The sequence below is a fragment of the Rudaea sp. 3F27F6 genome (assembly GCF_005503555.1).
In the GTDB taxonomy this organism is placed as follows: Bacteria; Pseudomonadota; Gammaproteobacteria; order Xanthomonadales; family Rhodanobacteraceae; genus Rudaea.
Genome location: NZ_SCNG01000004.1, coordinates 127,027 through 153,414 on the forward strand (window position 1 = coordinate 127,027; position 26,388 = coordinate 153,414).

Annotated in this window: 25 protein-coding genes; 15 read left to right on the forward strand and 10 right to left on the reverse strand. The window is 65.2% G+C overall.

From position 1 onward, the window contains the following. Window positions 1–20: 20 nt before the first annotated feature. Window positions 21–1,559, reverse strand: coding sequence for a transcription termination factor Rho (gene rho, locus FFS30_RS15970; RefSeq protein ID WP_249352516.1), 1,539 nt, complete (start codon window positions 1,557–1,559; stop codon window positions 21–23). 218 nt (window positions 1,560–1,777) lie between these two features. Between rho and FFS30_RS15975 the strand changes: the two genes are divergently transcribed. Beyond that, window positions 1,778–2,011, forward strand: a complete 234-nt coding sequence (locus FFS30_RS15975; protein WP_137914180.1) for a hypothetical protein — start codon at window positions 1,778–1,780, stop codon at window positions 2,009–2,011. Between the two features lie 172 nt (window positions 2,012–2,183). Here FFS30_RS15975 and trxA read toward each other — a convergent pair whose 3' ends face one another. Next, window positions 2,184–2,543, reverse strand: coding sequence for a thioredoxin TrxA (trxA, locus tag FFS30_RS15980; RefSeq protein WP_137914181.1), 360 nt, complete (start codon window positions 2,541–2,543; stop codon window positions 2,184–2,186). A gap of 259 nt (window positions 2,544–2,802) precedes the next feature. Here trxA and FFS30_RS15985 point away from each other — a divergent pair, with 259 nt between their 5' ends. From FFS30_RS15985 to ung, 6 genes are all read left to right on the forward strand, one after another. Then, window positions 2,803–4,455 (forward strand): DEAD/DEAH box helicase, encoded by a 1,653-nt coding sequence (locus FFS30_RS15985; protein WP_137914182.1) that lies wholly within the window; start codon window positions 2,803–2,805, stop codon window positions 4,453–4,455. Window positions 4,456–4,480: 25 nt separating this feature from the next. After that, complete coding sequence (locus tag FFS30_RS15990; protein ID WP_137914183.1) at window positions 4,481–4,969, forward strand: GNAT family N-acetyltransferase; 489 nt, start codon at window positions 4,481–4,483, stop codon at window positions 4,967–4,969. A gap of 69 nt (window positions 4,970–5,038) precedes the next feature. Beyond that, window positions 5,039–6,469 (forward strand): amino acid permease, encoded by a 1,431-nt coding sequence (locus FFS30_RS15995; RefSeq protein ID WP_137914184.1) that lies wholly within the window; start codon window positions 5,039–5,041, stop codon window positions 6,467–6,469. A gap of 6 nt (window positions 6,470–6,475) precedes the next feature. Then, a complete protein-coding gene (gene ftsE, locus FFS30_RS16000) occupies window positions 6,476–7,168 on the forward strand; it encodes a cell division ATP-binding protein FtsE (protein ID WP_137914185.1) in 693 nt (230 codons plus the stop codon). Beyond that, complete coding sequence (ftsX, locus tag FFS30_RS16005; RefSeq protein ID WP_137914186.1) at window positions 7,165–8,172, forward strand: permease-like cell division protein FtsX; 1,008 nt, start codon at window positions 7,165–7,167, stop codon at window positions 8,170–8,172. Before ftsE ends, ftsX begins: the two co-directional genes overlap by 4 nt. After that, window positions 8,169–8,876, forward strand: coding sequence for a uracil-DNA glycosylase (gene ung, locus FFS30_RS16010; protein ID WP_137914187.1), 708 nt, complete (start codon window positions 8,169–8,171; stop codon window positions 8,874–8,876). The genes ftsX and ung overlap by 4 nt, the downstream gene beginning before the upstream one ends. A gap of 10 nt (window positions 8,877–8,886) precedes the next feature. Here the strand turns inward: ung and FFS30_RS16015 are convergent, their stop codons facing one another. The 4 genes from FFS30_RS16015 to FFS30_RS16030 are packed head-to-tail and all read right to left on the reverse strand — an operon-like array spanning window position 8,887 to window position 12,393. After that, on the reverse strand, window positions 8,887–9,669 hold the full coding sequence (locus FFS30_RS16015; protein ID WP_137914188.1) for a LytTR family DNA-binding domain-containing protein: 783 nt from the start codon (window positions 9,667–9,669) through the stop codon (window positions 8,887–8,889). Beyond that, window positions 9,666–10,745 carry a histidine kinase gene (locus FFS30_RS16020; RefSeq protein ID WP_137914189.1) on the reverse strand — a complete coding sequence of 360 codons (1,080 nt, stop codon included), beginning with the start codon at window positions 10,743–10,745 and terminating at the stop codon, window positions 9,666–9,668. The genes FFS30_RS16015 and FFS30_RS16020 overlap by 4 nt, the downstream gene beginning before the upstream one ends. A gap of 25 nt (window positions 10,746–10,770) precedes the next feature. Beyond that, window positions 10,771–11,511, reverse strand: a complete 741-nt coding sequence (locus FFS30_RS16025; protein ID WP_137914190.1) for a DUF4386 domain-containing protein — start codon at window positions 11,509–11,511, stop codon at window positions 10,771–10,773. A 9-nt stretch (window positions 11,512–11,520) separates the two neighbouring features. Continuing rightward, window positions 11,521–12,393: a DUF2306 domain-containing protein gene (locus FFS30_RS16030; RefSeq protein WP_137914191.1), complete on the reverse strand. Its 873-nt coding sequence runs from the start codon at window positions 12,391–12,393 to the stop codon at window positions 11,521–11,523. Window positions 12,394–12,720: 327 nt separating this feature from the next. On the opposite strand from FFS30_RS16030, the gene rpoH reads away from it, so the two are divergent. Further along, the gene (rpoH, locus tag FFS30_RS16035) at window positions 12,721–13,587 is read left to right on the forward strand and encodes an RNA polymerase sigma factor RpoH (RefSeq protein ID WP_137914192.1); all 867 of its coding nucleotides are present in this window, start codon (window positions 12,721–12,723) and stop codon (window positions 13,585–13,587) included. 78 nt (window positions 13,588–13,665) lie between these two features. Here the strand turns inward: rpoH and FFS30_RS16040 are convergent, their stop codons facing one another. Together FFS30_RS16040 and FFS30_RS16045 are read right to left on the reverse strand one after the other, a co-directional pair. Next, entirely contained in the window at window positions 13,666–14,946 is a 1,281-nt protein-coding gene (locus tag FFS30_RS16040) for an NAD(P)/FAD-dependent oxidoreductase (RefSeq protein WP_137914193.1), read from the reverse strand. Between the two features lie 45 nt (window positions 14,947–14,991). After that, on the reverse strand, window positions 14,992–17,178 hold the full coding sequence (locus FFS30_RS16045; RefSeq protein ID WP_137914194.1) for a primosomal protein N': 2,187 nt from the start codon (window positions 17,176–17,178) through the stop codon (window positions 14,992–14,994). Window positions 17,179–17,657: 479 nt separating this feature from the next. Between FFS30_RS16045 and FFS30_RS16050 the strand changes: the two genes are divergently transcribed. From FFS30_RS16050 to FFS30_RS16060, 3 genes are read left to right on the forward strand one after another with little or no spacing between them, the layout of a single operon-like run. Continuing rightward, window positions 17,658–18,209, forward strand: coding sequence for an RNA polymerase sigma factor (locus tag FFS30_RS16050; RefSeq protein ID WP_171014668.1), 552 nt, complete (start codon window positions 17,658–17,660; stop codon window positions 18,207–18,209). Further along, the gene (locus tag FFS30_RS16055) at window positions 18,206–18,598 is read left to right on the forward strand and encodes a hypothetical protein (RefSeq protein ID WP_137914196.1); all 393 of its coding nucleotides are present in this window, start codon (window positions 18,206–18,208) and stop codon (window positions 18,596–18,598) included. The genes FFS30_RS16050 and FFS30_RS16055 overlap by 4 nt, the downstream gene beginning before the upstream one ends. Continuing rightward, on the forward strand, window positions 18,595–19,302 hold the full coding sequence (locus FFS30_RS16060) for a DUF3106 domain-containing protein (protein ID WP_171014669.1): 708 nt from the start codon (window positions 18,595–18,597) through the stop codon (window positions 19,300–19,302). Before FFS30_RS16055 ends, FFS30_RS16060 begins: the two co-directional genes overlap by 4 nt. Window positions 19,303–19,383: 81 nt before the next feature. Here the strand turns inward: FFS30_RS16060 and FFS30_RS16065 are convergent, their stop codons facing one another. Continuing rightward, the gene (locus tag FFS30_RS16065) at window positions 19,384–20,634 is read right to left on the reverse strand and encodes a DUF3667 domain-containing protein (RefSeq protein WP_171014670.1); all 1,251 of its coding nucleotides are present in this window, start codon (window positions 20,632–20,634) and stop codon (window positions 19,384–19,386) included. A gap of 108 nt (window positions 20,635–20,742) precedes the next feature. Here FFS30_RS16065 and FFS30_RS16070 point away from each other — a divergent pair, with 108 nt between their 5' ends. Further along, window positions 20,743–22,119 (forward strand): MATE family efflux transporter, encoded by a 1,377-nt coding sequence (locus FFS30_RS16070; protein ID WP_137914199.1) that lies wholly within the window; start codon window positions 20,743–20,745, stop codon window positions 22,117–22,119. Window positions 22,120–22,241: 122 nt separating this feature from the next. Next, complete coding sequence (gene sppA, locus FFS30_RS16075; RefSeq protein WP_137914200.1) at window positions 22,242–24,092, forward strand: signal peptide peptidase SppA; 1,851 nt, start codon at window positions 22,242–22,244, stop codon at window positions 24,090–24,092. 186 nt (window positions 24,093–24,278) lie between these two features. On the opposite strand, the gene FFS30_RS16080 is transcribed toward sppA, so the two are convergent. Next, complete coding sequence (locus FFS30_RS16080; protein ID WP_137914201.1) at window positions 24,279–24,503, reverse strand: hypothetical protein; 225 nt, start codon at window positions 24,501–24,503, stop codon at window positions 24,279–24,281. A gap of 97 nt (window positions 24,504–24,600) precedes the next feature. Between FFS30_RS16080 and FFS30_RS16085 the strand changes: the two genes are divergently transcribed. Continuing rightward, window positions 24,601–25,383, forward strand: coding sequence for an SDR family oxidoreductase (locus FFS30_RS16085; RefSeq protein ID WP_137914202.1), 783 nt, complete (start codon window positions 24,601–24,603; stop codon window positions 25,381–25,383). A 121-nt stretch (window positions 25,384–25,504) separates the two neighbouring features. Further along, window positions 25,505–26,371 carry a DNA-3-methyladenine glycosylase gene (locus tag FFS30_RS16090; RefSeq protein WP_137914203.1) on the forward strand — a complete coding sequence of 289 codons (867 nt, stop codon included), beginning with the start codon at window positions 25,505–25,507 and terminating at the stop codon, window positions 26,369–26,371. Window positions 26,372–26,388: the final 17 nt, after the last annotated feature.

Below are 26,388 nucleotides of genomic sequence, written 5' to 3' on the forward strand. Positions count from 1 at the left end.
TCGTCCGCAAACGCGGAGAACTATCGCTTCATCGAATTGAAGAACTCGTCGTTCGACTTGGTGTTCTTCATCTTGTCGAGCATGAATTCCATCGCGGCAAGCTCGTCCATCGGGTGCAGGAGCTTGCGCAGAATCCAGATCTTCTGCAGCACGTCGGGTTCGATCAACAGGTCTTCGCGGCGCGTGCCGGAACGGTTGATGTTGATCGACGGATAGACGCGCTTCTCGCTGATGCGGCGGTCGAGGTGCACTTCCATGTTGCCGGTGCCCTTGAACTCTTCATAGATCACTTCGTCCATCTTCGAGCCGGTTTCCACCAGCGCGGTCGCGACGATCGTGAGCGATCCGCCTTCCTCGACGTTGCGCGCCGCGCCGAAGAAGCGCTTCGGGCGCTGCAGCGCGTTCGCGTCGACGCCGCCCGTAAGCACCTTGCCGCTCGACGGCACGACGGTATTGTAGGCGCGCGCGAGGCGCGTGATCGAGTCGAGCAGGATGACCACGTCTTTCTTGTGCTCGACCAAGCGCTTGGCGCGTTCGATCACCATTTCGGCGACCTGGACGTGGCGCAGCGCGGGTTCGTCGAAGGTCGAAGAGACCACTTCGGCGCGCACGGTGCGCTGCATTTCGGTGACTTCCTCGGGACGCTCGTCGATCAGGAGGATGATCAGATGCACGTCGGGATAGTTGTGCACGATCGCCTGGGCGACATTCTGCAGCATCATCGTCTTACCGGCCTTGGGCTGGCTGACGATCATGCCGCGCTGGCCGCGGCCGATCGGTGAGACGAGATCGAGGATGCGGCCGGTGATGTCTTCGCTCGAACCGTTGCCGCGCTCGAGGTGGTACATCTTGCGCGGGAACAGCGGCGTGAGGTTCTCGAACAGGACCTTGTTCTTCGATGCTTCGGGCGGCTCGCCGTTGATCGTGTCGACCTTGAGCAGGGCGAAGTAGCGCTCGCCTTCCTTCGGTGGCCGCACGCGGCCGTTCAGATTGTCGCCGGTGCGTAGGTTGAAGCGGCGGATCTGCGAGGGCGAGATGTAGATGTCGTCGGGGCCGGCGAGATAGCTTTCGTCCGGCGTGCGCAGAAAGCCGAAGCCGTCCTGCAGGATTTCGAGCACGCCTTCGGAGTAGATGCTGCCGCCACTGCGCGCGTGCGCCTTGAGGATCAGGAACACGATGTCCTGCTTGCGGGCGCGGGCGGCGCCTTCCTGGATGCCGAGGTCCTCGGCCATCTTCAGGAGCTTGTACGCGGGCTGGCGCTTCAGGTCGTTGAGATCGATGGTGACGCCGGTATTCGGGCCCTGGATCTCGACGAACTCTTCGTCGGCGTCGTTGTTGTTGTTGCCACCGCCGCCGCGGTTGTTCGGATTGCCGTTGCCGCGCTGCTGATTGCGGTGACGGTTGCGCCCGCGGCCACGGCGATCGTCGCGGCCGCCCTGCTGCTTCGACGCATCGCCCTCGTTGCCGCCGGCTTGGGCGGGAGCGGGAGGCGCGGTGTTGCCTTCGGATTGGGGATTGCGGCTCTCGCCGCCGTTTTCTTTGGATTCGGTTTCGGACACGGGCTGACCTTCTTCGGTGCCGTTGAGAATGATGATCGGAATGATGGCGCGGCTCTCGTTTCGCGCGCAGCGCCTTTCGATACGCCGCGCGGCCAAGACCGAGAACTGCGCGGACGAGCCTCGAGAATTTCCCTGGAGTTCGATGCCGCCTGCCGCATCAGGCGGGCAGGCGATTCAATCGTGGGGGAGTTACTGCATGGGCGGGGCTTTCGAGCCCCTTGATGAAATATACCTTAGCACTTCGAATTACGGGCGTCCAGCCGGCAGACCTGGCTCAATCGCTACTGCTGCTGCCGGAATCGCTGCCGCCGCAGTCCGAACTGGAACTGTCGTTGCTGCTGCCGGCGTCGCAATTTGCGCTGTCGCCGCCGGACCATCGCGAGCCGTCGTCGCTCGATCCGCTGTCACCGGACGACCAGAAGACCGAACCGCTGTCGCTGCTGCTCGAGTAAACGTCCGCACTGCCCGCGTCACGTCCGTCGGCGGCTGCCGGGGAGGTGCGGCGACGCGCACCGGCACGGGCGATCGCAATCACGATCGCCGTCAGCATACCGCCCACGAGAAACATCCAGATCATCGCGCCCCCGCTGATCTTCGCCGCCGGACTCGATCCGGCGAGGTATTTCAGCCTTGGCGGGCCAGGCTGTCCTGGCGGTCGATCGCCTTATCGATCAGCTGCTCGAGCTGCTTCTTGCCGACCGCGCCGATCTGCGTGGCCTGCACCTTGCCGTCCTTGAAGATCATCAAGGTCGGGATGCCGCGCACGTTGTAATTGCGCGGGGTTTTCTGATTGTGGTCGATGTTGATCTTCTTGATCTTGATCTTGCCCGCATAGCTGTCGGCGAGCTGGTCGAGGATCGGCGCGATCATTTTGCACGGGCCGCACCATTCGGCCCAGAAGTCGACGAGCACGGGCTCCGCGGACTTCAGTACTTCGGCATCGAACTGGTCGTCGCTGACATGGGTGATGGCTTGATGGCTCACGGGTGGCTCCGGCGGAAACGTGGTAAAGGGCGCGCTAATGCGGCGGAAGGGGCTGGCTTGCGATACAATCGGACGCCAAGCGATCGCTGGGTCGGATGAAATCAAGGAATTCGTTCCCATTTCAGCCGAAGCGCGAACGCATTTCAAGCGGCACTACGCAAAGCACGAGGTTGGCAGGAGTTGGGGACGATTCCGCCGGATTTCAAGCACCAGGCGCCGCTGCTCGCGCGAGCTTTCGCGTGACCACCGATACGAATCCATGCCCGCCCAGACCCTTACCGACACCTTTTTCGACAGCTTCGACCTGCACCCCAGCGTGATCGCCGGACTGCACGCCGCTGGCTTCACCCGCTGCACGCCGATCCAGGCGCTGACCCTGCCGGTCGCGCTGACCGGCCGCGACATCGCCGGCCAGGCGCAGACCGGTACGGGCAAGACCGCAGCCTTCCTCGTCGCGACGATGCAGCGCCTGCTCACGCGTCCGGCCATTGCCGAACGCGGCCCGACCGATCCGCGCGCCGTCATCGTGGCGCCGACGCGCGAACTCGCGATCCAGATCGAGAAGGATTTCCAGCACATCGGCCGCGGCACCGGGCTCAAGTCCGCGCTGATCTACGGCGGCGTCGACTACGACAAGCAGCGCGATATCCTGCGCGCCGGCGTCGACATCATCATCGCCACGCCGGGCCGCCTGATCGACTATTTCAAGCAGCACGTGTTCTCGTTCAAGGCAGTCGAGGTGTTCGTGCTCGACGAAGCCGACCGCATGTTCGACCTCGGCTTCATCAAGGACGTGCGCTTCCTCATGCGCCGCCTGCCCGAGCGCGACCAGCGCCAGTGCCTGCTGTTCTCGGCGACCTTGAGCCATCGCGTGCTCGAACTCGCCTACGAGAACATGAACGAGGCCGAGCAGCTCACCGTCGAAACCGAAAACGTCACCGCCGACCGCGTGCGCCAGGTCATGTATTTCCCGGCGAGCGAAGAGAAGATTCCGCTGCTGATCGGCCTGCTCTCGAAGAACGAGGCCAAGCGCAGCATGATCTTCGTCAATATGAAGGTCGCCGCGGAGAAGGTCGCCCGCCGCCTTGAGAAGCAAGGCTTCCTCGTCGGCATGTTGTCGGGCGACGTGCCGCAGAAGAAGCGCCAGAGTTTGCTCGGCAAGTTCCAGCGCGGCGAAATCGAAATCCTTATCGCCACCGACGTGGCCGCGCGCGGCCTGCATATCGACGGCGTCAGCCACGTCTACAACTATGACCTGCCGCAGGACGCCGAAGACTACGTGCACCGCATCGGCCGCACCGCGCGCCTTGGCGCCGAAGGCGATGCGATCAGCTTCGCCTGCGACATGTACGCGCAGAGCCTGCCCGACATCGAGGCCTATATCGGGCAGAAGATTCCGACCGCCGCGATCGATCCGTCCCTACTCGTGCTGCCGCCGCCGCGACCGCGGCCGGAAGGCGCGAAGCCGCTGACCGACGACGAAGACGACGATGGCAGCGTGCCGACCAAGGGTCCGCCGCAACGCCAGCGCGGACCGCGCTCGCGTCATGGCTCGGGTGAACCGCGCCGCGAAGGCCGCCCGCGCACGCATGCGCCGTCGCCGCGCCCCGCGCCGGCAGCGGCAGTGAACGAAAAAGCAGCCGCAGCGCCGTCGTCCGCGAACGGCAGCGAAGCGAATGCCGGCGATCCGAACCGGCGCCGTCGGCGCCGCGGCGGCCGTGGACGCCGCAGCGGCGAACGCATGGAAACACCGAATGTCGCCGGCATCGACGTAGCCGTCGCGCCGAAGGGCAAGCCCGCGACGATCGCGACCGCACCCGCAACGGCCGCAGTGGCCGTCGCCGCCGAGGCGAAGCCGGCGAAGAAGGCCGGTTTCTTCCATCGCGTCGCGCGGCTGTTCAAGCGTTCCTGATCGTCCGCGTAGCGACCGCCGACGCATGATCCGCGACGCGACGCCCGGCGACTTTGCGGCGATCCTCGCCCTCAACGCCGAGTCGGTGCATTTCCTCAGCCCTCTCGACGAGGGCCGCCTGCAGCGTCTGCACGCCCAGGCCGCCTACCATCGCGTCGTCGACATCGACGGCACGGCCGCCGCTTTTCTGCTCGTGCTGCGCGAGGGCGCCGACTACGACAGCCCGAACTATCTCTGGTTCGCCGCGCACTACGCGCAATTCCTCTATATCGACCGCATCGTCGTCGACGTACGCCGGCACGGCCGCGGACTCGCCGCCGAGCTGTACGACGATCTCGTTCGATTCGCGCAGGACTCCGGGGTCTCGCAACTGACCTGCGAATTCGATCTCGATCCGCCCAATCCCGCGTCCGCGAAATTCCACGCGCGCTATGGTTTCCGCGAAGTCGGTACACAATGGCTCGGCGGCGGCAAGAAACAGGTGTCGCTGCAAATCCGCAGCGTCGCCGAATAGGCGAGCAAACCCGCTCAGCAAACCGCGCCCCTCGGGTATCATCCCGTTCAAATAATCCGGGGAGGTTGCATGGGTCTGTTAGACACCGTCACACGACACAAATCGATCGAAGCGCTGCAGGCCGAAGCCGGCACGCGCGGCGATTTCCGCCGCGTCCTCGGCCTGTGGCAGCTCACGGCGATCGGCATCGGCGGCATCATCGGCGTCGGCGTCTTCGTCCTCGCCGGCCAACAGGCGGCGCTGAACGCAGGCCCTGCGGTCGCCCTCGCCTTCGTCATCGCCGGCATCGCCAGCGCCGCAGCGGCACTCTGCTACGCCGAGTTCGCCGGCATGATCCCGGTGACCGGCAGCGCCTACACCTACGGCTACGCCGTGCTCGGCGAGCTGCCCGCCTGGCTGATCGGCTGGGATCTGCTGCTCGAATACGCGCTGATCGTGGCGGTCGTCGCAATCGGCTGGTCGGGCTACGTGCAGTCCTTTCTCGCCAGCATCGGCATCGTGCTGCCGGTGTGGGCGCAGGGTGCGCTCGGCACGGGCGACGGCCGCGTATTCAACGTGATCGCCGCGCTGGTGACGCTAGGGGTCGCCGCCCTGCTCGTGTTCCGCACGGAGTGGGGCGCGCGCTTCAACACCTTCGTCGTCGCGATAAAGGTCGCCGCAGTCGCGCTCGTGATCGGCGTCGGCGTGTTCTATGTGAATCCGGAGAACTGGCATCCGTTCATACCGGAACGCGTGGTCGGCACCGACGGCGTCGGCCATTTCGGCTGGCGCGGCATCGCCACCGCGGCCGCGGTCGTGTTCTTCGCGGTGTTCGGCTACGACACACTGACCACGGCAGCGGAAGAGTCGAAGAACCCGCAGCGCGACCTGCCGCGCGCGGTGCTGCTTTCGCTCGGCATTTCGATGGCCATGTACCTGGCCGTATCGCTCGTGCTGACCGGCATCGCCAAGTACCCCACACTCAACACCGAGGCGCCCGTCGCCGACGCGTTCAAGAACATCGGACTTGGCGGACTCGCCGCGGCGATTTCCGCCTCGGCGGTGTTCGGGCTGGTGAGCGTCCTGTTCGCTTTCATGCTCGGCGCAGCGCGCATCTGGTTCGCGCTCGCGCGCGACGGGCTGCTGCCCGCTTGGTTCGCGCACGTGCATCCGCGCCACGGCACGCCGCACCGGCCGACCATCGTGCTCGGCGTATTTACCGCTCTCGTCGCCGGACTGTTCCCACTCGACGAAGTGGCCAAGCTCGTCAACATCGGCGTGCTCTCGGCCTTCATCGTGATCTGCGCGTCGGTGATCGTGCTGCGCATCCGCAAGCCGGAGCTGCCGCGCTCGTTCCGCACGCCTTTCGTGCCGCTGATACCGTTGATCGGCATCGCCTTCTCGATCTGGCTGCTATCCGAATTAGCCGCGGTCACCTGGCTCGTGTTCGTGGTCTGGGTCAGTCTCGGCCTAGTCGTCTACTTCGGCTACGGCATGCGCCACAGCAAACTGGCGCGGTGAGCGGGCGTGATTCGTTTCGACCAAGTCAGCAAGAAATATCCGTCCGGGCAGGAGGCGCTCACCGATCTCTCGTTCGAACTCGACGCCGGCGAGATGGCCTTCATCGCCGGTCACTCGGGTGCGGGCAAAAGCACCCTGCTGCGTCTCGTCGCGTTGATGGACCGGCCGACGCGCGGACAGATCACGGTCAACGGACAGAACCTGGTCAAAACGCGGGCGCGCAAGGTACCGCAGGTGCGCCGCGGCGTCGGCATGGTGTTCCAGGACCATCGCCTGCTGATGGACCGCAGCGTGTTCGACAACGTCGCCCTGCCGCTCGAAATCGCCGGCTGCACGCGCGAAGAGATCGGCCGCCGCGTGCGCGCCGCACTCGACAAGGTCGGCTTGCTCGCGCGCGAAGCCTCGCCGCCGGTGACGCTATCGACCGGCGAGCAGCAGCGCGTCGGCATCGCGCGCGCGATCGTCGGCAAGCCGCCGGTGCTGATCGCCGACGAGCCGACGGGCAATCTCGACCCGATGCTTTCGGCTGAAATCATGAAGCTCTTCGCCGAGTTCGAGCAGGTCGGCACGACCGTGCTCGTCGCGAGCCACGATCTCAATCTGATCAAGCGCATGAACAAGCGCGTGCTCGTGCTCGATCACGGCAAGCTCATCGACGACTTCCGCCCCGTTGCGGCGAGAAGCGAGGTTCACGCATGAACCGCCGCGTCACGCCCGCCCAGGGCCGGCCCGAGAGGCTCGTCGCGGCACCGCCCGCCGCGCGCGCGCCGACGCGTGCGCGGCCCGGCATGGGCGCATGGCGCGAGCATCACTCGCGCAGCTTTCGCACGAGCCTAGCCCGCCTCGCCGAGCGCCCCGGCGCCACCGTGCTGACTCTGCTCGTGATGAGCCTCGCGCTGTGCCTGCCGTTCTTGCTCTGGCTCCTGCTCGACAATGCGCGCACGCTCGGTGGACATCTCGACGACGCGCGCGGCATCGGCGTGTTTCTCAAGCCCGAAATCGATGCGGCCGCGGCGAAGACGCTCGCGGAAACTCTGCGCGCACGCGCCGACGTCGCCGACGTGGTAATCAAGACGCCCGAACAGGGCCTCGCCGAATTCCGCAGCCAGTCGGGATTCGCCGACGCACTCAAGGTCCTGCAGAACAATCCGCTGCCGACCGTATTGATCGTGACGCCGAAAGCCGCGGCGTCGCCGGGCCACGGTGCGCCGGCACTCGTCGACGAACTCGCGCACGATCGCCAGGTCGACCAAGTGCAGTACGACGCGCTCTGGCGCCAGCGCCTCGATGCAATCCTCGCCTTCACCGCGCGGCTCGCCGGCGTACTCGCGATCCTGCTCGGACTCGCCGCCCTGCTCGTGGTCGGCAATACGGTGCGCAGCGACATCGCCGGCCGCGCCGAAGAAATCTCGGTGATGCAGTTGCTCGGTGCCGATCGGGCCTTCGTGCGCCGTCCGTTCCTGTACGTCGGGCTTTGGTACGGCGCGCTCGCGGGACTCGTCGCACTCATCCTGATCGGCGCGGTCGAGATCGCGCTGTCCGGTCCGCTGAACCAGCTCACCGCGAGTTACGGCGAACGCTTTTCTATTCACGGATTGTCGATCGTGCAAGCACTGGCCCTTCTCGGCGCGAGCGTCGTGCTCGGCTGGCTCGGCGCGTGGATTGCCACGGCACGGCAATTGACGCTGGGACATCCGCAATGAGCGAAGACCGCGTTCAACTCGAAGCCTCGTGGAAAGCCCGCGTCGGCGATTACCTGCAGCGCCCCGACATGCTAGCGCTCAGCGAATTTCTGCGCAGCGAACTGCGTCGCGGCAAGATCATCTATCCACCGCCCAAGCGCATTTTCACCGCACTCAACACGACGCCGTTCGATCAAGTCAAAGTCGTCATCCTCGGCCAGGATCCGTACCACGGGCCAAACCAGGCCCACGGCCTGTGCTTCTCAGTGCTGCCCGGCGTGGACGTGCCGCCGTCGCTGAACAACATCTTTGCCGAGATCGAACGCGATCTGCATATCCCGCGTCCCGATCACGGCTGTCTGCTGCCGTGGGCGCGGCAGGGCGTGCTGCTGCTCAACGCGACCCTGACCGTGCAAGCGCATCAGGCCGGCTCGCATCAGGGTAAAGGCTGGGAAGGTTTCACCGATGCCGTCGTCGATCATCTCAATCGCGAGCGCGAGAGCCTCGTGTTCCTGCTCTGGGGCAGCTATGCGCAGGCCAAGGGCAAGCTGATCGACACGCACCGCCATCTCGTGCTCAAGGCACCGCATCCGTCGCCGCTTTCCGCCTACCGCGGCTTTATCGGCTGCGGGCATTTTTCGCGCGCGAATACCTATCTGCACGAGTACGGGCAGACGGAGATCGACTGGCGTCTGCCGCCTGCGAGCGAGATCGTGTTCGACTGAAAGCGCGTCGCTACATCTGCCGGAACAGATGCAAATAGCTCCGGCTGACCGGCAGCACTTCGTCACGATGCTTCAAATGAATGTCCGCGGTTTCGTTGTCGCCACGTGTGACGTGGCTGATCGCGCGCAGGTTGACGACGACCGAACGGTGCACCTGGGCGAACTGCGCGGGATCGAGTTGTGGGATCAGTTCCTTGAGAGTCGCGCCGACCAGCGCCTCCACAACATGGCCGGTGTCGTTGCGCCAGGCGACGCGCGTGTATTTCGCGTCCGAACGCATGTAGTCGATGTCGTCGACCGCGATCAGCCGCAGCGTCTGGCCGACCTGCGCGCGCAACCAACGCAACGGCGCGGGCGCCGTTTGCCGCTGCAGTTGCGCAGCGAGTTCGCGCAATAGCGTCTCGGTATTGCGCGCGGGCTGCGCGGCGGCCAAACGTTCCTTGAGCCGCGTGACCGTTTCGACGAGCCGCGCCGCCTCGACCGGTTTGACCAAGTAATCGAGCACGCCTTGGGCAAATGCCTGCACGGCGTAGTGATCGTAAGCCGTGACAAAGACCAGGTGCGCTCGGCGCCCGATCGCATGCGCGGCGTCGATGCCAGAAAGTCCGGGCATTTGCACGTCGAGAAAGCAGATATCCGGACTCGCCGCCTCGAATGATTCGATCGCCTCGCGGCCATTGCGCGCCTGCGCGACGATCTCGAGTTCGGGCCAGACCTGACCGAGCTGGCGCGCGAGCGCTTCGCGCAACAACGGCTCGTCGTCGGCGATCAGGGCGGTCGGCCGCGCGCTCACGCGGGCGCCGCTGCGGCAGGCAGGTCGAGTTCGGCGCAGACGCCGTGTGGCGGACGTTCGGTCACCGAGAGACTCGCGCGTGTGCCGAAGATCAGGCGCAGGCGCTCGCGCAGGTTCGACAAACCCGTACCGAGTCCGCTGCTCGTGGAGTGCAGCCCAACGCCGGTATCGCGCACGCGCACGAGACAATGTTCACCGCGGTGGCGCACTTCGATGTCAATGCGTCCGCCGTCCTCGGCCGGATCGATGCCGTGGCGCACCGCGTTCTCGACCAGGGTCAAAAGTGTGATCGGCGGGCAAGTCAGCGCGCGCGCCGATTCGTCGGCATGCAGCGAATAGGTCAGGCGATCGGGCATGCGCATATGCATGAGTTCCAGGTACGCCTGAACCAGATCGAGTTCCTGCCCCAGCGTGGTCGACGCCTCGTGCAGACGCGGAACGGCCGCACGCAGATACGCGATCAGCGCACGCAGTACCGCAGGTGCTTGAGGCGATCCGGCATCGACGAGTGCCTGCACGTTCGCCAGGGTGTTGAACAGGAAATGCGGTGCGACTTGAGCCTGCAGCAGATGCAGCCGGGTGTCGAGTGCTTTGCGTTCAAGTTCGCTGCGCTCCAGCTCGAAGCGCAGGGCTTGATCGCGTGCAAACGCTTCTTTCTGCCGGACCAGGGCGCCGAGTGCGATCCAAGGACCGACCAGGAGACCGGCAACGTTGATCCCCATGAAACAGCCACGCAGGTGCTCGACTTCCCAGAACGGCTGGCCTTCCACGTTCGGCAGCCAACTGAACACGGCGAATGCCGTCAACGGTATCGCGACCGCGACACCAAGTACCTGTAGCACCCAGCGCGCGAGCCATGGCGGTAGACGGCGCGGCCATTGTTCGAGCAGCCCGAATCCGAGCACGGCACCGAGGCCGATCAACAGAACATGGCCGCCCAGTTCGGAAGCCGGCGGACAGCCAAAGACCAGCGCGCGCCACAATATGATCGCAACACACAACGCAAGCGTCAGGCGCCGCCAGCCCAGCAATAGGGCGAGGCCGCGCGGTTTGGCGGAAATCAGGGTCGTGGACATGGAAATAGCATAGTCCAGTTCCGCATCAGGCGGTGCCGGCCGGCATCGCTCGCATACGTCCATTCCACTTCGGCACATCCACGCCTTTGATCAGAAGCCACAAGCACAGCGACAGCTCGGCGACGAAGCACGGAAGCAGGATCGCCGGAAACATCGCATCGGCGAGCTTCGGCGCGAGGATCAAGGAAAAGCTGTTGATCAAGTAGCACACACCGGCGATCGGCATCAGCACGCCGAGGAACTTCGGCAGATATCCGCTGCGGAAAATCAGCCAGCCGAGCACGATGCACTCGCAGCCGAAGAAGATCAGGCCGATGCCGAACCCGTACCCGTGTGTGCGCACCGCCACGTAGGACAGGGCCTGCAATTGCTCGGGCGTAAACGCCCCCAAATATTTGGCGTCGTCGAGCAGGAACATCGGCAGCATCAGATTCAACTTGTTCGCCACGAACACCGACATCGCGACGAGATCGAACAGCAGGGCAAGCAAGGCGATGTTGCGGTTGACCGGCCGCAGCAGCACGTAGAGCACCATTGCCAGGCCGACGTCGCATACATGTTGGAGCAGATCGCCCGCGACACCGATGCGCCATAGCGCGGACGAAGCCATGAGACTGTGTGCCGTCGCTGCCGCATCGCCCGTGACGACCAGCCCGTTGCGCACGAACATTTCGCCGAGGCCGCCGGCGACGATGATGACGAGATACATTGCCCCGCCGGCGCGGGCGTAGATCTGCGGAGAGCGGAGGAAGTCAGTGTCCGTCATGGCGTTTCCTCACAAACGCGGCAGCCACATGATCGCGGTCGCCGCCGCGATGCCGACCGCCATCATCAGACTGAGCGCCGTCAGACCACCGGCCATCACGACCTTTGCGCTCGGGCTGCGGCTCTGTTGCGCACGCAAGTACAGTTCGACCACGCCTTGCGGAAGGAAGTACGCCACCAGACCCAGGACGGTCAGCGCGGGGCCGATAAAGGAGTCGGGATCGAACCCGACCGGGCCCTGGTTGACGACAATCCAGAACATCAGTCCGACGCGGAAGAACCAGACGCCGCTGACGGCGAGAAACAGGCGCAAGGCCCACTGCCGGTGCAAGTCGAACCGATGCGCACGTGCGCGACGCCAGGCCACGGTCGCGCAGGTCAGAATCAGCAGCGCGTTGAAGCTGATGATGACGTGGCTGGCGAAATCGCCGACCGTGCCGCGCATCCAAATCACCACCAGGCCGCTCACGCTCATGATCACCGCCGCAACGAGGTAGGCGCGGCCGGTCCAGCGATGAAAGGCGGGCAGCCGGCGCCGCAGTGGCGGGATCAATTGCAGCAAGCCGCCGATGGTAATCACGACAGCAAACAACAGATGCATGCCGAGCACCAGGTTGAGCCCCGGCTCGCCGGCGACGTAGCCGTGCGGCAGGACCTTGTTCCACAGTTCCGGCCGCCCTTGCGCGGCGGCACGGCCATAGAAACCGGCGACGTAGGCGGCGAAGATCAGTTGGCCGAGGGCCGCCACGCAGAACCAGAACCCCGCCGCATAGCGCAGCAGACGGCCGGCCGTGCGGCCCCGGTCGGCATCCGATCGGGAGGTCCCCAATGCCCCCTGGGGCTGGCCGGCTGCAATCGCGGCCGTAGTGGAAGACGCGCTCATCGTCTTGTTTCCTCAAGATTTTCCAGCGCGCAGTGTCGCGAGCGGAAATTCCTTGGAACAGGGGCAAGCCGACGAAGGACGCCGCCGGGGGCACGGAATACGCGGGCCAGGGATGAGCAGCGCGGCAGCCATCTTCGCCCTGGCGCAACGGCTGCAACGCACCGTCCCACCGGTGCGTCTCTAGGGTGAAGGAAATTTAACCCCCGGCCAGTTTGGTTAGAGTACTATGCGGTTCAGGAAATATGTTACCGTTCGGTCACGGAACTTTTTGCATCGTTTAGCACTCTCAAGGCGCGAGTGCTAAACTGCCCTCCCTAGGAGACCCGCATGTCGTCCACCGCTACAGCTCTGGTTTCGAACAACCTGCCGATTCCCAACGCGCTCGGCAGCCTGGATTCTTATATCACTGCCGTGCACCGCTTCCCGGTGCTCACGGTCGAGGAAGAGCAGTCCCTCGCCAAGAACTTCCGCTCCAACGACGATCTCGAAGCGGCGCGCAAGCTCGTCATGGCGCACCTGCGCTTCGTCGTCCACGTCGCCCGCGGTTATTCGGGCTACGGCCTGCAGATCGGCGACCTGATCCAGGAAGGCAATATCGGCCTGATGAAGGCGGTCAAGCGCTTCGATCCGGACATGGGCGTGCGCCTGGTCTCGTTCGCGGTGCATTGGATTCGTGCTGAAATGCACGAGTTCATCCTGCGTAACTGGCGCATCGTCAAGGTCGCCACGACCAAGGCGCAACGCAAGCTGTTCTTCAACCTGCGCAAGTCAAAGAAGCGCCTTGGTTGGATGAACAATGCCGAAGTGCAGGCCGTGGCGAAGGATCTCGGCGTGCCGGTATCCGACGTGCTCGAGATGGAAGCCCGCCTGTCGGGTCACGATATGGCCTTCGACGCGCCGACCGATGCGGACGACGAAGCCAAACCAGCACCGGTCGCTTATCTCGTCGATGACGGCGCCGATCCGTACCATACGCTCGAAAACGAGAGTCAGGAGGAATCCGACCTCGGCACGCTCAAGGCCGGCATGGCCAAGCTCGATGCGCGTTCGCGCGACATCATCCAGCGCCGCTGGCTGAGGGACGGCGAGAAGGCGACGCTGCAGGAGCTGGCCGACGAGTACAAGGTCTCGGCCGAGCGTATCCGTCAGATCGAAGTCAACGCGATGAAGAAGATGCGCACGTTGTTTGCGTAAGTTCTTCAGATAGGAACGTTGAAGCAAAAGCAGGGCCCGGGCGACCGGGCCTTTTCTTTTGGGATTGCGCTCTCTGCGCTATCCCGCTTCGGTATCTTTTTCGTCCGCGGACGTATCGTCCTTGTGGCCGATAATGATCCGCGCCGCGCGCTGATAGCTCCAGTAAGCGACGGCCCAATTGAGCAGCACGACAAGGCGGTTGCGGAAGCCGATCAAAAAGAACACGTGCGCGGCGAGCCAGAACCACCAGGCGATCAGGCCCGAGAAGTGCAGTCCATGCAGATCGACGACCGCCGCCATGCGTCCGATCGTGGCGAGATTGCCGAAGTCGCGATAGCGAAACGGCCGCGGCGCCCGTCCCGCGAGACGATCGCGAATGGACTGCGCCACATGCTTGCCCATCTGCTTCGCGGCCGGGGCGACGCCGGGCACGGGCTTGCCGTCCTGGGTGAGTGCGGCGAGATCGCCCGCGATGAAGATCTCGGGATGTCCCGGCACGGAAAGATCGGGCGCGACACGCACGCGCCCGGCACGATCGAGTTCGACGCCAAGCGAGCGCGCCAGAGGCGAGGCCGCGACGCCCGCCGCCCAGACCACGGTGCGCGCAGGGACGAAAACTCCGCCCGATCGATAACCCTGACCGTCGATCGCTTCCACCGGCGAACCGGTGACGACCTCGACGCCGAGGCGTTCGAGCTGCTTCTGCGCCTTGGCCGACAGCGATTCGGGGAAGCTCGACAGGATGCGCGGCCCGGCCTCGATCAAGCGCACGCGCGCCGAGGCCGGATCGATGTGGCGGAACTCGCGCTTCAATGTGTGCCGCGCGATCTCGGCGAGAGTGCCGGCCAGTTCGACGCCGGTCGGACCACCGCCGACGATGGCGAAGTTCAGCCAGGCCCGGCGTTTTTCCGCATCCGTCTCGGCCTCGGCATGCTCGAATGCGAGCAGCAGGCGCCGGCGCAGCAGCAGTGCATCGTCGAGCGTCTTGAGGCCGGGCGCGTGCGGCGCCCAGCTGTCGTGACCGAAATAGGCGTGCGTCGCGCCGGTGGAAAGCAGCAGGGTGTCGTAGCCGACGACATTGCCGTCGTCGAGCACGACGCGCCGCGCGGCCGGTTCGATGCGCTCGACGCTGGCGAGGCGCACCTCGACATTTTTCTGCCCGCGCAGAATGTGGCGCAGCGGCGCGGCGATATCCGGCGAGGACAGGCCGGCGGTCGCGACTTGATACAGCAGGGGTTGGAACAGGTGATGGTTCGCGCGGTCGATGAGGAGAATCTCGACCGGTGCCTTGCTCAATGCGCGCGTAGCCCAGAGTCCGGCAAAGCCGCCGCCGACGATGACGATGCGATGAGGTGCCATACCTGCATCGTATCCATTTGCTGCGCTGCAAGAAAGCGCTATCGCTCAGTACAAATCGACCGGATCGACGTCGAGCGACCAGCGCACGCGACGGGCCTCGCGCAGAGCGCGCAGTGCGGCAATCCAATCGGGCAGGAACGCATGCAATCGCGCGCGTTCGTCCGCATTGAGCAGGAGCTGCCCGCGCTGCAAGCCGGCGCGGCGCGGCATCGGCGCCGGCATCGGCCCGAGCAGGCTGACACCTTCGGGCTGCATGGCCAGAGCCGCGGCGGCTTGCAGAAATTCCTGCACGTGGCTTTCTTGCGGCGCGTCGGCGCGCAACAGAGCGAGATGCGTGTACGGCGGCAAATCCGCCTCGCGCCGCTCGCGCAGCAGGCGCTGCGCGGCGGCCGCGTAACCGTGGCCGAGCAGGGTGCGCAGCAAGGGATGATCGGGATGATGCGTCTGCAGCCAGACCTGTCCGGGCTTGCGCGCGCGACCGGCGCGGCCTGCGACCTGCACGACCAGTTGCGCCAGACGCTCTTCGGCGCGGAAGTCGATGCTGAACAAACCTTCGTCGACGCCAACGATGACGACAAGGGTCAGGTTCGGCAGATCATGGCCCTTCGCGAGCATCTGCGTACCGACGACCAAGGCCGCAGCCTCGGGTGCAAGCTCGTCGAGCAGATCGTCGAGCGCATTCTTGCGCCGCGTGGTTTCGCGATCGACGCGCACGAGCTTGGTCTGCGGAAAAATTTCCGCGAGCGATTCTTCCAATCGCTCGGTACCGAGCCCCTGCGGCGCCAGATGTTCGTTGCCGCATTGCGGACACGCGTGCGGCACGCGTTGTTCGGCGCCGCAATGATGGCAGCGCAGCCGCGCGGCACCGCGATGCCAGGTCAGCGGCTTGTCGCAGCGCGCGCAGGCCGCATGCCAGCCGCATTGGCGGCAGGTCAGCACGGGCGCATAGCCGCGCCGGTTGCGAAACACCAGAGCCTGCTCGCCGCGTTCGATGCAGGCGCGCACGGCGGCGATCGTTTCATCCGCCAGCCCGTGGCGTAACGGCTTGCCGCGCAGATCGACAAGGCGGAACTGCGGCAAGCGCGCCGCGCCGGGCCGCGCCGACAGATGCCGTTTGCGATAGCGGCCAGCTTCGACGTTCGCCAGTGTTTCCAGCGACGGCGTCGCCGTGCCGAGCAACACCGGCACGTCGAGCGCGCGTCCGCGCACCAGGGCGAGATCGCGCGCCGAATAGCGCCAGCCTTCCTGCTGCTTGTACGACGCGTCGTGCTCTTCGTCGACGATAACGATCCCCGCGCGCGGCAGTGGTGCGAACACGGCCGAGCGCGTGCCGATGACGACATCGGCCTCGCCGCGCGCGGCGGCCAGCCAGGCGCGCGTGCGCTCGCCGTCGGAAAGCCCCGAGTGCATCACCTCAATGCGCGCGGCGAGGCGTTCGCGGAAGCGGCGCAAAGTCTGCGGCGTCAATCCGATCTCGGGCACGAGCACGAGCGCCTGACCGCCGCGCGCGACGACCCGCTCGATCAGGGCCAGATAGACCTCGGTCTTGCCGCTGCCGGTAATGCCTTCGAGCAAGGTCGGCGCGAAACGGCCCAGCTCCGCGGCGATCTCGTCGACCGCGGATCGTTGTCCATCGGTCAGCGGCGGCCCGTCGATCCGCGCACGCATCGGCGCACGCAGCGCGAGCTGCGTCGTCGCGATCAGGCCGCGCTGGCGCAGATTCGCCGCGGCGCTGCGCCAGCCCGGCAACTGCTCGTCGAGTTCGGAGTAATGACGCGGTCCGAGCGCGAGAAGCTCGAACAGCATGGCCGCGCGCGAGCCTGTACGCGGCAGATTTTCCGGCGTCGCTTCGCCGGCCGCGCGAACCAGAGCGCGTTCGCCCGCAGCGGGCGCCATCGGTGCGGGCCTGCGCAAACCGACCGGCAGCGCGGTCTCGAGCACTTCGCCGAGCGGGTGCTGGTAATAGCGCGCCGCCCAGGCCAGGGTCGCCGACAGTTCGGCGGAGATCAGCGGCGTCTCGTCGAGCACGCTCTCGGCGCGCTTGAGCTTGCGCAGGTCGACCGCGCTCTCCCGCGCGTGGCCGATCACCACGCCGACGCGCAGCTTGCCGGCAAAAGGTACGGCGACGCGCACGCCCGCTGCGATCGCATCGGCCTCGATGCCGCTCGGCGGCAGATAGTCGAAACCCTGCGCGAGCGGTACCGGTATGGCTACCTGCAGGACGGCGGACACGGGGGCCTTCCGGACAGCTGAGACGGGGGCTTTGGCTCAAGAATCATCGGTTGCGAGAGAATTGTGATCGAAACCTCAACTTTGAGCTGCAACCTGCCGCCGTTGTTGAGCTTTTTCGCTTATCCACAAGCAATGTGGATAAGTCTGTGGACGAGGGCATGAACGAAGCCGCAGAAAGCGCATGGTAGCGCGCCCCCGCTCGCCTTGGTGAATCTTTAACCAGTTTGAAATATAAGCACGGGATCAATAGCTTGCGATCGTTTTTTTGCCGCCTTCCGGCGCCGGCGCTAACCGGTCTGCGGCCTCCGCGTCAAGCGCCTCGGCTTGTGTACAGACGCCGCGGAGGAGGCACAGAAGGGCACCGAGGTCAACCGCATGCGAGGCCGCGCGTTGAAGAATGCGAAGCAAGCCGCAAAGTGGAAATCATGGCCCCGATCGCTGGCACAATAGCAACCCCCACCTCCGATTATGCCCGACGCGTGGACGCGGTCAGCACGAATCAGCGCGCACTCGATCAATTCCTGCGCGGCGTAGAACGGCGCGCACTGCGCATGGCCGAACTCGCCTGTGGCAGCCGCGACGATGCGCTCGATCTGGTTCAGGACGCGATGTGCGCGTTCGTGAAGAACTATTCGGCCAAGCCGGAAAGCGACTGGGCGCCGCTGTTTCATCGCGTGCTCGACAGCCGGCTCAACGATTTCCACCGCCGCCGCACGGTGCGCAGCCGCTGGCTCGCGGTGTTCGACCGCAAGACCGACGACGACGACGCGTACGACCCGATCGAACAGGCCGAAGACACCCAGAACCCAGGTCCGCTGCTGCGCCTTGCCGGCAGCGAAGCGGGCAAAGCGCTCGATGCGGCTTTGAAAGCGCTACCATTACGCCAACGTCAGGCGTTTCTACTGCGTATGTGGGAAGGTTTCGACGTGGCCACGACCGCGCAGGTCATGCAATGCAGCGAGGGCAGCGTGAAAACGCATCTGTCGCGAGCACTGACCGCCCTGCGCCGCGCGCTGGAGGACCATCAATGAACCGCCAAGAACAACATCTGACCGAACAACCCGCCTGGATCGACCAGGCCAAGACCGTACTCGACGACTCGGCCCGCGATCTCGATGCGACGACGCTGTCACGCCTCAATCGCGCGCGGCAGACCGCACTCGCGGCGTATCGCCCGCGTCCGCCACGCGTGTGGCTGCTGCCGGCCGGGCTCGCCAGCGCCGCCTGCGCGTTGCTGCTCGCCTTCGCGGTATGGCAGCCGCATCGCCATGCCGGCGATACGGGAACGTCGCCGACCTCGACCGCCACCGCGGCCAAGTCCGGCGAGACCGACGCCACCGACGAAGCCTCCCCCGAGTTCTATCAGAACCTCGAGTTCTACGCTTGGCTCGACGCGCAAAACAAAGGCGGCGACGGTTGAATACGCTTCGTCCTCTCGCCTTCGCGGCAGCAACTCTGCTTGCTGCCGTCGAGGCTCATGCTGCGCAGCCAGCGGCCACGACGGTCCAGGCGGAAGCGCCGCTGCCGCCTAAATTCTGGTCGGACTTGAACGGCCAGCAGCAGCAGGTGCTCGCGCCCGCGCGTGAGATTTGGGACGAACTCGCACCCGACGTGCAGGAACATCTCGCGCAAACCGCGCAGCGTTGGCCGAAGCTGACCCAGCCGCAGCGCGAACAGCTCAGCAAGCGCATCGAGAAGTGGACGAGCATGACCCCGGTGCAGCGCACCAAGTTGCGTGAGCGCTATCAGCAATTCCACCAGCTTCCGCCCGAGCAGCAGACGCGCATGATCAATGCGTTCAAGCGCTTCGACGCTCTGCCCGAAGCCGAACGCGCGCAGTTGCGCGAACAGTTCGAGCGCATGAGCCCGGGCGAGCGCAACGCCTTCCTCGCCGGCGCCGGCATGCAAGGCCACGTCGGCATCGTGCGCGAAGTGCTCGATACGGTGCCCCAGCCCGAGCGGCGCGCAACGCGCGAGATGTTCGACACGTTCACGCCCGAACAACGCCAAGCCTTCGCCAAGGCGTGGCACGCATTGCCCGAAGACCAGCGCGACGGCTATCGCCGGCAGATGGTGACGATGTCGCCCGAGCAGCGCAGTCAGGCGCTGTCAGCCAAACCCTGATCCGCGGTGGCCGCGTGTGCGACCGTCGAAACAACCTTATTCATGCGGCTTCGCTCGAAGCCGATGCGCAATTCACGTGGATCACACGGTCGCCAAGCTGACCAGGAACGCCGCCGCCGCGCAGAACGCAATCAACACCGTGTAGCAGGTGCCGATCAGGCCGTACTTGAGCGTCGTCATGAACCAGCCTTGTTTGTATACTTTTCTCTGCATGAGAAAAAGGTAGATCGGCAGCCACCAAGCCATCACGAAAAACAGCAGGTTCAACGGCGTCACGAGCCACGTCGCCGCACTTTCGGCCCAGATCTTCGCCATGCCCACGAGGGTGAGCAGGAACAGCGACTGGAAGATGAAGGCGTGACTGTGCAGCGCGACGATGATGTGCTCCATGTACAGCCTGCGTTTGAACACGTAGACGATCTTAAGCAGCAGCGCGAACAGCGGCATCAACACGAACAATACCTGCGGCAGCGAACCGATCGCGCCGATGATCAACGGCTTCGGATCTTTGCCGAGCTTGCTGAGATTCTCCTTCGCGCGTTCGAGCAGTTGGTTGGCCCTATCGTCGAAAAATTTCGGCCCGCCCAGATGCACGGGGTTGTCTTTCGGATTCCAGGCGTTGCCGGCGATGGTGAAATTCAGATCGTCGCTGTCGGGATCGGGCGGCGGCGCGATGCCCTTGGCCTTGGCGTCTTCGGCCTTCTTCAGATACGCCAGGCGCTTCTCGGCTTTCCTTTCGATCTGCCGCGTCTGCTTTTCGATGCCCTTGCTCGTCGCCTCCGGCGCCGCGGACCCGGTCTTGTGCAAGGCGGCGAGCGCGGCGTCGCGCTGCTTCACCACGTCGTCGGCGGTCGCCGCTTTGCCGATCGCGTCGGTCGCGTCTTCCTCCGGACTGTTACTGAAATTGGTGTCGCCGATCGCGAACTGCATCAGAAAGAACGCGAGAATGCTGAGGAAAAAGTACAAACGAAACGGCGTGACGTAGCGCACGCGGCGCCCCTCGAAATACTCGTTGGTCAGGTATCCGGGGCGGAAGTAGAGCGGCAGGATCGTGCGGAAAATGCGCGAGTCGATGTTGAGGATCGTGTCGACGATATCCGAGAGGATGCTGGAAAGATGCCGCACCATGCCCTTGACCGGCTGGCCACAGGCATAGCAGTGAGGGCCGAGCAGCGTCGTGCCGCAGTTCGCGCAGGCCGCCTGCACCGGCGCAGGCTCGGTGTGACTGGAATGTGCAGAAAATTCCGCGTCCTGCGGCGCCGATTCGGGCGGCATCAGCGGTGCGGGCGGCAGCGGATCGAGAGGCGCTTTGTCGTCGGCGGTCGTGGTCATGGCGCGCATGCTAACGCGGATTGCCTCCGCCGTAGCGCACCCGCGCGAGGCCGCGTTTCGCGCACGCATCGGCTAAACTGTGCAGCCGCAATTCGCCAGCACCCTCCCATGCTTCCCCTTCCTGCCACTTCCGGCGCGGCAGGCCCCGTGCGGCTCACCTTTGGACGCGAGCTGCGCGAGACTTTCGTCCTCGCCCTGCCGCTGATCCTGAGCCAGCTTATGGCGGTCGGCATGAACGCGATTGACGCGATGCTGGCCGGCCATCACAGCGCGGTCACGCTCGGCTCGGTCGCCGTCGGCGCGGGCATCTGGTCGATCGCCATCGTCGTCGCGATCGGCGTGACCATGGCCGTGCCGCCGTCGGTCTCGCAGTTGCACGGCGCCGGCCGTCTGCCCGAAGTCGGCACGGTGTTCCGCCAGGCGCTGTGGCTCGCGCTCGCACTCGGCCTGCTGTGCTGGGCCGGCGTGCGCGCGAGTGCGCCGCTCGTGCGCCTGATCGGCGTCGATCCGCAGTTGTATACGGAAGTCGATGGCTTTCTGCGCGGCGTGTCCTGGGGTGCGCCCGCGATCGCGGTTTTCTTCACCATCCGCGGCGCGAGCGCCGGCGTCGGCATCACGCGGCCGACCATGTACTTCAGCCTGATGTCGCTGCTCCTGCTTGGTCCGATCGCCTACGTGTTGCTGCACGGCAAGCTCGGCTTCCCGGAGATGGGCGCCGGCGGCATCGGGCTGGCGACCGCGATCGTGCTGTGGCTGGAGACGTTCGCGTTTCTCATCTACCTGGTCGCGCACCGCGGCTATGCGCCGTACGCCTTGTTCGCCAAGTTCGAGTGGCCGAATCTGCGCGCGATCGGCGAACTGTTGCGCATCGGCGTACCGATGGGCGTGACCGTGTTCATGGAGGCGAGCCTGTTCATCGCGACGACGCTGGCGATGGGCACGCTCGGCACCGACACGGTCGCCAGCCATCAGGTCGCGCTCAACGTCGCCTCGCTGTTCTTCATGATTCCGCTCGGCATCGCGATGGCGACGACCGTGCGCGTCGGCAACGCGGTCGGCCGCGGCGATGCGGCCGGAGTGCGCTCGGCCGGAATTGCCGGCTTCGTTCTCGCGCTGGCGACGCAGACCTTGTCGGGTGGCGCGATGGCCCTGCTGCCGACGACGATCGCCGGCTGGTACTCGAACGACGCGACGGTGATCTCGCTCGCCGCGCAGCTTCTGCTGCTCGCGGCGATATTCCAGTTCTCCGACGGCATCCAGGTGGTCGCGAACGGCGCGCTGCGCGGACTCAAGGACACGACGATGCCGATGATCATCACCACGCTCGCCTACTGGGCGATCGGCATGCCGGTCGGCTACTGGCTCGCGTTCAAACAAGGGCTCAGCGCACGCGGCATGTGGATGGGCTTGATCGCCGGCCTGACCGCCGCCGCCGTGTTGCTGACTCTACGCTTTCTGCGCGCGAGTAAGCCGCGCGCGGCATGACTTAAGGCGTATGCTCGCGATCGGCAATTCAGGTAGGCTGCAAGTGTGATGCAGTTTGGAAACCCGTTCGGTCCGCGCGCGGATTGAACCGCCAATTTAACGAGGACGTTTTCGAGGATCATATGGCAGAGAAAAGCCGCGGCGTGTTCGCCACCCTGTTCTTCTGGGCTTGGAGCCTGTTCAATTTCGTGCGCCGGCTCGTGTTCGGCGTGATCGCGGTGATTCTGCTGCTCGGCTTCCTCATCGCGCTGCGCGCTGGCGGCGGCGGCGGACCCGCGCTGCAGGAACGCACGGCCCTCGTGCTGAACCCGCAAGGCAGCATCGTCGAGCAGTACAGCTCCGACCCTATGCAGCGCGCGTTCGCCGGCGTGTTCGGACAAAGAATCAAGGAAGTGCAACTGCGCGACATCGTCAAGGCGATCGACGCCGCAGCCGCCGACAAGCGCATCGAACGCCTGGTCATCGAACCGGACGAAATGAGCTCGGCCGGCATGTCGACGCTGCACGAAATCGGCGCGGCGATCGACCGCTTCAAAGCCGCCGGCAAGGACGTCGTCGCGGTGTCGAACTCGATGAGCCAGGGCCAGTATCTGATCGCGGCGCACGCCAACCAGATCCTGCTGCATCCCGACGGCGACCTGTTGCTCGAAGGTCTCGGCCGCTATCGCACCTACTACAAAGACGCACTCGATTGGCTCGGCGTCGACGTGCATCTGTTCCGCGTCGGCGAGTACAAGTCCTACGCCGAACCGTACATCCGCAACGACGCGTCGCCCGAATCGAAGGAAGCCGATCTGTTCTGGATGAACGGCGTGTGGAACGACTATCTCAAGGAAATCGGCGCCGCACGCAAGATCGATCCGGCGGCGATCTCCGCGCAGATCGAAAACTACTCGAGCGCGATCAAGGCCGTCAACGGCGACCTCGCCAAGCTCGCGCTCGACGGCAAGCTGATCGACAAGCTCGCCACGCGCGACGAAGCCGAGGCCTACCTGATCCAGAAAGGTGTCAAGGAAGAGAACAGCTATCGCAAGATCGACTTCCAGGACTACGCCGCGCTCGTGCAGCGCGAAAATCCGATCGACACGCGTCCGCAGGTCGGCGTCGTCGTCGCCCAGGGCGAAATCTCCGACGGCGATCAGCCGGCCGGTTCGGTCGGCGGCGAGTCGACCGCCAAGCTCGTGCGCCAGGCGCGCGAGAACAAGAACATCAAGGCCGTGGTGCTGCGCGTGAATTCGCCCGGCGGCAGCGCGTTCGCTTCCGAGCTGATCCGCCGCGAGGTCGAACTGACCAAGGCCGCGGGCAAGCCGGTCATCGTTTCGATGGGCGACGTCGCCGCGTCGGGCGGCTACTGGATTTCGATGAACGGCGACCAGATTTTTGCCGAGCCAACCACGATCACCGGCTCGATCGGCATCTTCGGCCTGTTCATGAATTTCCCGAAGACGCTCGCGAAGATCAACGTGCACACCGACGGCGTCGGCACGACCCCGCTCGCCGGCGCACTCGATCCGCGCCGCGCGCTCGACCCGAAAGTCGGCGACATCATCCAGAGCATCATCGACAAGGGTTATCAGAACTTTATCACCAAGGTCGCCGCGGCGCGCAAGAAGAAGCCCGAGGAAATCGACGCGATCGCGCGCGGCCGCGTATGGAGCGGCACCCAGGCGAAGGAGCGCGGTCTCGTCGACCAGCTCGGCGGCCTGCGCGAAGCGGCCGCGGCCGCGGCCCAGGCGGCCAAGCTCGGCGACAACTACCAGGTGCGCTACGTCGAGAAATCGATGTCGACCTGGGAGCGCTTCGTCGTCAGCTTGTCCAACGATGCGACGGCGCATATCGCCCAGGGTCTCGTCCCCGAATCCATGCGCACCCTGCTCGCACAGCCCGACGTGCAAAGTCAGCTCAAGCTGCTGCGCTCGCTCGACAGCAACAAGGTCGGCGTGTTCGCCTACTGCTTCTGCGAGATCAAATAATCTTGAGAGAGTACGTCTCGCGACGGCCAGGGATGGCCGTCGATACGTGATCCGGTTTTGGCCTGTTTGGCGGAATCCGTGTTCGCGGCAGGGATGTGATTGGTCGAGCACAGTGCTCGTTTCTGCAGCTCACGCGTGAGCCCGCTCGCCGGCAACCACGTTTCGGTTTGCCCGACTCCTTGAGGCCTAGCCGCCAGCCTCTTCCAACTTTTTGTCCATGTCTTTTTTCTGCTGATCGACCGTGTCCTGCACGGCCTTGGCCTGGTCGATCGCCTTGAGCTGCGCGTCGATCACGGTCTTCTGCTTTTCGGCCGGGGCCGCCTGCGCAGCCGCCGCCGGCGGAGGGGGGCTGTTCGAGCAAGAAACGGAGAGCGTGGCAAGAACGAGCAGCGATAGCATGGCGAAGCGCATGGCGAACTCCCGACGGTGCCGCTAAAGTCTGCGCCGTGACGCTTTGCATCTCAAGCGAAGCCGTCGCATTTTGAGCAATCGACGCGGAAGCCTCACCATGACGACAAATGCGGCGCGCTGGCGCCTCGACGGACAGGTCGCGCTGATTACCGGCGCCAGCCGTGGCATCGGCTTCGCCACGGCGCGCGAACTCGCCCTGCTCGGTGCCGATGTGCTGATGGTTGCGCGCGACGAAGCGCATCTCGAATCGGTGCGCGCGGAACTCGCCGAAGAATTTCCCGACAGCGACATCGTCTGCTTCGCCGCCGACGTCGCCGATGCCGAGCAGCGCCTCGAAGTGTTCGACTGGGTCGCCGACCTCGAACTGCCGCTGTCGATCCTCGTCAACAACGCCGGCGGCAACACGAGCAAACCGACGCTCGACTACGACGAACACGAAGTGCGCGCGCTAATCGAACTGAACGTGATGAGCGCGTTCGAGATGTGCCGCCTCGCTCATCCTCAACTCGCCGAGCACGGTAACGCCGCGATCGTCAACATCAGTTCGGTGTCGGGCCTGACCCACGTGCGCACCGGTTCGCCGTACGGCCTGACCAAAGCCGCGCTCGCGCAACTGACCAAGAACCTCGCCTGCGAGTGGGCCGAGGACGGCATCCGCGTCAATGCCGTGGCGCCGTGGTACATCCGCACGCAGCGCACCGCGGTCAAACTCGCCAACGAGGAATATCTCGACGAAGTGCTGGAACGCACGCCGATGGGCCGCGTCGGTGAACCCGAGGAAGTCGCCGCCGCGATTGCTTTCCTTTGTTTGCCGGCTGCCTCTTATGTCACCGGCGAGTGCATTGCGGTGGACGGCGGCTTCCTGCGCTATGGCTTTTAGAAAAACAAAAAAACGATTGACCTCGGATCAACACGCAAGGGCACGGATAAAGATACAAGGCTCCATTTACTTGCTCTGATCCGTGTTCTTCCGTGTTGATCCGTGTCAAACAAAGTTCTCTATGACGCACACACTCCGCCTCGAATACCGGCCGCCCTACGACTTCGCCAATCTGCTCGGCTTTTTCACCAAGCGTGCGATTCCGGGCGTCGAGCGCGTCGATGCGGAAAGTTATCAGCGCCTATTCACCCTCGATGGCCGCGTCGGCGAATTCCGCGTCACCGCGGCCGGTGATACGGCGCTCGACCTGCACGTCGATTTCGCCGACGAGGCGCAGCTCGCCGACATCGTCGCGCGCGTGCGCCGCATGTTCGATCTCGACGCCGACATCGCGGCGGTCAACACGCATCTCGGCAGCCGGCGCCACCTCAAGGCGTGCATCGCGCGCCATCCGGGCCAGCGCCTGCCGGGCGGCTGGGACGGCTTCGAGATCGCCATCCGCGCCGTGCTCGGCCAGCAGGTCACCGTTGCCGCAGCGCGCACGCTGACCGAGCGCGTCGTGCGCAAATTCGGCCACGAAGCGGTGACGCCGCGCGGCGAGAGCGTGTATCTGTTCCCGACGCCGTCCGCGCTCGCCGACGCCGACCTGAGCGGCCTAGGCATCACCGGCGCGCGTATCGCCACCCTGCGCGCGATCGCCGCAGCGGTGCGCGATGGCGACGTCGATTTTCGCGCCGACCGGCCGCTCGCCGAATTCGTGCGCATGTGGACCGCGCTGCCCGGCATCGGCGAATGGACGGCGCATTACCTCGCGATGCGCGGCCTCGCCCATGCCGATGCGTTTCCGGCCGCCGACATCATTCTGCGCAAGGCCGTCGCGCGCGACGGCAAACCGGTCGCAACCAAGGCGCTCGAAGAAATGTCGCAGGCCTGGCGGCCGTACCGCGCCTACGCCGTGCTGCATCTATGGCGCTCGACCATGGTTTGACCGCTTCGCCCCACCCG

Bases quoted from the DNA above. Each gene is read 5' to 3' on its own strand.
- FFS30_RS15985 (WP_137914182.1), top strand. From the start codon at position 2,803: ATGCCCGCCCAGACCCTTACCGACACCTTTTTCGACAGCTTCGACCTG.
- FFS30_RS15990 (WP_137914183.1), top strand. From the start codon at position 4,481: ATGATCCGCGACGCGACGCCCGGCGACTTTGCGGCGATCCTCGCCCTC.
- FFS30_RS15995 (WP_137914184.1), top strand. From the start codon at position 5,039: ATGGGTCTGTTAGACACCGTCACACGACACAAATCGATCGAAGCGCTG.
- ftsX (WP_137914186.1), top strand. From the start codon at position 7,165: ATGAACCGCCGCGTCACGCCCGCCCAGGGCCGGCCCGAGAGGCTCGTC.
- ung (WP_137914187.1), top strand. From the start codon at position 8,169: ATGAGCGAAGACCGCGTTCAACTCGAAGCCTCGTGGAAAGCCCGCGTC.
- FFS30_RS16020 (WP_137914189.1), bottom strand. From the start codon at position 10,745: ATGTCCACGACCCTGATTTCCGCCAAACCGCGCGGCCTCGCCCTATTG.
- FFS30_RS16025 (WP_137914190.1), bottom strand. From the start codon at position 11,511: ATGACGGACACTGACTTCCTCCGCTCTCCGCAGATCTACGCCCGCGCC.
- FFS30_RS16030 (WP_137914191.1), bottom strand. From the start codon at position 12,393: ATGAGCGCGTCTTCCACTACGGCCGCGATTGCAGCCGGCCAGCCCCAG.
- rpoH (WP_137914192.1), top strand. From the start codon at position 12,721: ATGTCGTCCACCGCTACAGCTCTGGTTTCGAACAACCTGCCGATTCCC.
- FFS30_RS16040 (WP_137914193.1), bottom strand. From the start codon at position 14,946: ATGGCACCTCATCGCATCGTCATCGTCGGCGGCGGCTTTGCCGGACTC.
- FFS30_RS16055 (WP_137914196.1), top strand. From the start codon at position 18,206: ATGAACCGCCAAGAACAACATCTGACCGAACAACCCGCCTGGATCGAC.
- FFS30_RS16065 (WP_171014670.1), bottom strand. From the start codon at position 20,634: ATGACCACGACCGCCGACGACAAAGCGCCTCTCGATCCGCTGCCGCCC.
- FFS30_RS16070 (WP_137914199.1), top strand. From the start codon at position 20,743: ATGCTTCCCCTTCCTGCCACTTCCGGCGCGGCAGGCCCCGTGCGGCTC.
- sppA (WP_137914200.1), top strand. From the start codon at position 22,242: ATGGCAGAGAAAAGCCGCGGCGTGTTCGCCACCCTGTTCTTCTGGGCT.
- FFS30_RS16080 (WP_137914201.1), bottom strand. From the start codon at position 24,503: ATGCGCTTCGCCATGCTATCGCTGCTCGTTCTTGCCACGCTCTCCGTT.
- FFS30_RS16085 (WP_137914202.1), top strand. From the start codon at position 24,601: ATGACGACAAATGCGGCGCGCTGGCGCCTCGACGGACAGGTCGCGCTG.
- FFS30_RS16090 (WP_137914203.1), top strand. From the start codon at position 25,505: ATGACGCACACACTCCGCCTCGAATACCGGCCGCCCTACGACTTCGCC.